This is a genomic window from Psychrobacter sp. T6-1 (genome assembly GCF_052258445.1).
In genome coordinates, this window is record NZ_JBQQFC010000523.1 from 1 (window position 1) to 1,134 (window position 1,134).

Consider the following 1,134-nt stretch of genomic DNA (forward strand, 5'->3'; position numbering starts at 1 on the left):
ATAAAAATAGACGCTTAGAATGACTAAACTTACTATTTTTATCTTTGAATCGACTAAAAAATAGTCTCTGTCAGTGCGTATTTGTGAATTATCAAACACGCCCTAGCATCAGTCAAATTATTAAAAGGTATATCAATGGTTACTATCTTATCAAGACTAAACCGTCGCCAGTTTTTACAGCGTTTAGGCGCAGGTGCAAGCATTGGTATGCTGGCAAAGCCAAGTGTAGCAAGCACACTAGCGCTTGATGGTTTTGATAGTAGTCCGCTAACCAAGGATGATTTGCCAAGGACAGTTGCCCGTGACCCTGTGTCATCAGCATTCGCGCCGCCTACTTGTATTACGCCTACTATCGAGACGCGACTATTTGCCAGCTCCAACGTCGGCGGTAGTGATGAGCGCAATGCATTGGGACTCCAGCGTTTGGCTTGCGCTGGGTTTAGAGTGGATAATCCTAGTATCGTTAGCCGCCAGTATTTGCGTTTTGCTGGTACGGACTCGCAGCGCGCCGGCGACTTACAGAACATCGCTACAGGGGCGATAGCCGCGCCCAAATTGCTCCTTGGCGTGCGCGGTGGCTACGGGGCCATGCGCATGCTGCCTATGATCGACTGGGCGACATTAGGACGTATCATGACAGAGCGCGGTACGATACTAGCAGGCTTTAGCGATGTGACCGCCATTCAGTGCGCACTACTGGCACAAGGCGCTATGAGCTCGCTTGCCGCGCCTATGCTCTATAGCGAGTTTGGCAAAATAACGCCAGATCAAGTCAGCTGCCGTCAGTTCGCCCAAGCGCTTAGCGATCCAAATCTGAGCATAGAGATCAATAGTGCGGCGCTCACTGGCGACAATCTGCCTGCTATTTTGGCAACCAAGGATAGTCAGGCGATGACAGGTACGATATGGGGCGGCAATCTGAGTGTGGTGTCATCGCTAGCAGGTAGCGCGTATCTGCCGCGTATCGATGGCGGTATTGTGTTCTTAGAGGACGTCGGCGAGCAGCCTTATCGCATTGAGCGTATGCTCTATGATTTGTACCTAGCAGGTGTATTTCAGGATCAGCAGGCGATTGTCTTTGGCTCACTTACAGGGACTGGCGAGGATAGCTACGATAAGCGCTATGACGTCGCC

At 50.7% G+C, this 1,134-nt stretch carries 1 protein-coding gene; it reads left to right on the plus strand.

The window, feature by feature from the left end:
- Positions 1-135: 135 nt before the first annotated feature.
- Positions 136-1,134: LD-carboxypeptidase (locus ACTXGO_RS14290; protein WP_443574983.1), on the plus strand; the 999-nt coding region annotated here is incomplete at its 3' end.